Origin of the sequence: Mesorhizobium sp. M7A.F.Ca.AU.001.01.1.1 (assembly GCF_004022735.1) — a bacterium.
Lineage (GTDB): Bacteria > Pseudomonadota > Alphaproteobacteria > Rhizobiales > Rhizobiaceae > Mesorhizobium > Mesorhizobium ciceri.
In genome coordinates, this window is sequence record NZ_RZPF01000622.1 from 1 (window position 1) to 3,970 (window position 3,970).

General features: G+C 63.2%; 4 protein-coding genes. 2 read left to right on the forward strand and 2 right to left on the reverse strand.

Going from position 1 to position 3,970, the window contains the following annotated elements:
- Together EN884_RS28480 and EN884_RS28485 are read left to right on the forward strand one after the other, a co-directional pair.
- Positions 1–353: tyrosine-type recombinase/integrase (locus EN884_RS28480; RefSeq protein ID WP_164778787.1), on the forward strand; the 353-nt coding region annotated here is incomplete at its 5' end.
- A 230-nt stretch (positions 354–583) separates the two neighbouring features.
- Positions 584–1,654 (forward strand): TraB/GumN family protein, encoded by a 1,071-nt coding sequence (locus EN884_RS28485; protein WP_063169536.1) that lies wholly within the window; start codon positions 584–586, stop codon positions 1,652–1,654.
- A 10-nt stretch (positions 1,655–1,664) separates the two neighbouring features.
- Here EN884_RS28485 and EN884_RS28490 read toward each other — a convergent pair whose 3' ends face one another.
- Both EN884_RS28490 and EN884_RS28500 read right to left on the reverse strand, forming a co-directional pair.
- A complete protein-coding gene (locus EN884_RS28490; protein WP_063170405.1) occupies positions 1,665–2,144 on the reverse strand; it encodes a DUF2867 domain-containing protein in 480 nt (159 codons plus the stop codon).
- A gap of 855 nt (positions 2,145–2,999) precedes the next feature.
- The coding region (locus tag EN884_RS28500) for an FAD-dependent oxidoreductase (protein WP_128360871.1) at positions 3,000–3,970 on the reverse strand (971 nt) is incomplete at its 5' end.

The following is a 3,970-nucleotide window of genomic DNA, read 5'->3' on the forward strand; positions in this document are numbered from 1 at the left end:
TGGTGCCGGTGCTGCCGGTGGCGCTCAGGGCAATCGCCGAATATCGCCGGCTCTGCCCCTACCATCTCGACCCCAAGGGCCTGTTGTTTCGCGGCGCCCGCGGCGGCCCGCTCAACCCGGCCATCGTCCAGCGCGACATGGCCAAGCTGCGCTCGGCGCTCAACCTGCCCGATACCGCGACGCCGCATGCACTGCGCCATTCCTTCGCCACGCATCTGCTCGGCCGCGGCGGTGATTTGCGCACCATCCAGGAACTGCTCGGCCACGCCAGCCTGTCGACGACGCAAATCTACACCGGCGTCGACACCGCGAGGCTGCTCGAGATTTATGAGCAGGCGCATCCCAGGGCGTGAACGCCAGTAACGTTCACCATTTGGCCGAAAGCCTCCCCAACGTCGTCATCCCTGGGCGAAGCAGGAGCGAAGCTCCGTCGCGGAGACCCTGGGATGACGAAGAAATGGGCGTTTCCGCTAATCGTTGAAGCATGAGCCCCATCGACGTCAGTTGAGCGCGATAGCCAGTCCAAGACAATTTCTCAGCACAGGTTAACCGTTTTGCCGCTTTTCAGTCCTAGAAGAGGCTCATGAAACGCGTCATAGCCATCGCCGACCGTGCTGCTTCCGTGTCGCTGAAGCTGCTCGTCGCGCTCAATGTTCTGTTCTTCCTGTCGTTCCTCGCCGTGCTGCTGTTCGCGGCCGGCAAGGCGCATGCCGAAGTCCCGACCTGCACCGGTGCCGACATGCTGTCGGCCCTGCAGAAGAACGATCCGGCGAGCTACCGCAAGATCGAAGCGGAAGCCGCCGCGACGCCGAACGGCAAGGGCCTGTTATGGAAGCTGGAAAAGCCCGGCGAGAAGCCGTCCTTCCTGTTCGGCACCATGCATATGACCGACCCGCGCGTCACCACGCTGCCTCCCGAAGCGCAGAAAGCCTATGACGCCGCCGGCACCATCATCATCGAAACCACGGACGTGCTCGACAAGCAGAAGATGATGGTCGCGATGCTCAAAGAGCCGGACCTGATGATGTTCACTGATTCGACGACGCTGGCGTCGCTGCTGTCGCCCGACGATGCGGCGGCCATGAACGCCGCGCTCGACGCACGCGGCATTCCTCCGGCAACGGTTGCCAAGATGAAGCCGTGGATGCTCTCGGCCATGATGGCACTGCCGGCCTGCGAGCTGGCCCGCCAGTCAGGCGGCGCCCCGGTGCTCGATGTCAGACTGGCGCAAGGTGCGAAGGCTTCCGGCAAGCCGGTGGAAGGATTGGAGACGGCTGAAAGCCAGCTGCGCGCCATGGCCTCGCTGCCGCTGGCGTTTCACATGAAGGGCCTCGTCGACACGCTGAAGCTCGGCGATAAGATCAACGACATCAACGAAACCATGATCGTGCTCTACCAGCGCGGCGACACCGGAATGTTCTGGCCGCTGTTTCGCGTGGCCATGCCGGAGGGCACGGACGACCCCGCGGGCTATGCGGCGTTCGAGGAAACCATGATCACCAGCCGCAACAAGGTGATGGTCGAGCATGCCGAACCGATCCTTGCCAGGGGCAACGTCTTCATGGCGGTCGGCGCCCTCCACCTTCCCGGCCCCGAAGGCCTGGTCGAGGATTTCCGCAAGGCCGGTTACACCGTCACGCCTGTCGGACTTTAGTGACTTCAGCTTACTTCGCCAGGATCTGGGCCAGCATCGCCGGGACGACCATCCGGTGAAACGGCATGATGATCGCGAGATAGGCGCGCCCGAGCCAATTGTGCGTCTTGACGATCGTCGTCGCGGCCACCTCTTGCCGGCCGCTGCCAAGATCCCTGACTTCGACCAGAACACGGAAATCGAGATGTCGGTCGTCGAGGCCAAGCACAACCTTGCCGGGAAACTGGCTGATGAGCGGAAATATCCCGATCCGGCCCGACGGCAACACCGCAGTTTCCAAGCCCGTCTTCAGCCGGAACGGCCTGACGGCAAGATTGCGCAGCGCCATGAGCCTGCCGACCCAGGGCGGCGTTCGCCCCAGAGCGCGTTCGGCCGCGCCGAATGCGGTTAAGGAAAGGCCTTCAGTGACCAGCACATAGCGGTCTGCGAACTGGGCTCTGGCGAGAGCATCGCAGTGATTCGGGACAAGCTGAGCTGACGGATTCGTCACGGCAAAACCCTCTGATTCGACCTTAACAGACGCAAACTTGGCGCGCTGCGTGGCGAAACGACGCCACTCCGGCTGCGGAAGGGCAGGATTGTCCTTGTTTTTGGCGTTTTCCAACCCTAGCGTGAAACCAGTTCAATGATTGCGCGTTGTATGGTGTTGATTGATATTTTTCATCCACGGAGGACACTTTTATGGCGAACACACCGAATCCAAACGACCCGTTCAATTCGTCCACCAACGCACCAAGGCCAAGTGGCGGCGGCGGTGGTAGCGGTTGGCTGATTGCACTGGTCGTCGTTATTCTGGCGGTTGTCGCGTATTATGTTTTCGGAAGAAGTGGTGAGCACCCGGCACCCGCCGAGCCGCCGGCGGCCAGCACACCGGCCCCAGCGCCTGCACCGGCGGAACCGATGAAGCCGGCTGAACCTGCGCCCGCGCCTGCTCCGGCACCTGCAGAACCGGCGCCTGCCCCGGCACCCGCGCCCGCACCGGCTCCTGCGCCGGCACCAGCCCCTGCGCCGGCACCTGCACCGGCCCAGTGATTGGCTCGATATCAGTTACGAACGGCCCGCTGAAAAGCGGGCCGTTTTGTTTTGTAGGGGCCGCCAGAAAGGCCTTTCCAGAAACTCGCTCCGGTGAGTCAGCTGGTGTGGTTTTCGAGAACCGGAGCGCAGCGGACATTGGGTCCGTGAGCAGCGCATGACCCCGAAGATCAGTCCGATTTTTTCGGAGAGGATCATGCGCCAATCAAAAAGGGTCACAGCATCCTTTGAGCGTCCAGGAGGGACGCGCGGCGCTGTGAAAGCGGAGAAAACCTCGCCAGATGGCCGCCGGAGTAGAGTTTATGAAAGGGCCTTAGATGTGGATCGGCTTGAAGAACGTCGCCAGCGCCGCCTCCTTGATCGCCTCCGACATCGTCGGGTGCGCATGGCAGGTGCGGGCGAGATCCTCCGACGAACCGCCGAACTCCATCAGCACCGCCGCCTCGTGGATCATCTCGCCGGCGCCGAAGCCGACGATATGGACGCCGAGCACGCGGTCGCTTTGCTTGTCGGCGAGGATCTTCACAAAACCGTCCGTGTGCAGCATGGCGCGCGCCCGGCCATTGGCGCTGAACGGGAACTTTCCGATCTTGTAGTCGATGCCGGCCTTCTTCAATTCTTCCTCGGTCTTGCCGACCGAGGCGATTTCCGGGCTGGTGTAGACGACGCTCGGAATGACGTCATAGTTCACGTGGCCGGCCTGACCGGCAATGGTTTCCGCTACCGCCACGCCCTCATCCTCGGCCTTGTGCGCCAGCATCGGCCCGGCGATGACATCGCCGATGGCATAGATGCCCGGGATATTGGTCTTGAGATGGCCATCGGTCTTGACCCGGCCGCGCTCGTCGACCTCGACGCCGGCTTCCCCGAGCCCGAGGCTGTCGGCATAGGCGCGGCGGCCGGTGGCGATCAGCACGGCATCGGCCTCGATGGTCTCGGCGTCGCCAAGGCCAAGAAGGGTGCGACCATCACCTTCGAGCCGGTCAAGGGCGGCGCCGGTGACCTTGGCGCCGAGCTTGAACTCGAAGCCCTGTTTGCCCAGCAACCGCTGGAATTGCTTGGAGACCTCGCCGTCCATGCCGCCCAGGATGGTGTCGAGGAATTCGACCACGGTGACCTTGGCGCCGAGCCGCGCCCACACCGAGCCGAGCTCGAGCCCGATGACACCGCCGCCGACCACCACCAGATGGCCGGGAACCTTATCCAGCGACAGCGCGCCGGTCGACGACACGATCACCTTCTCGTCGATGTCGACCTTGACGCCGGCATTCCCGGCGTCAAGGT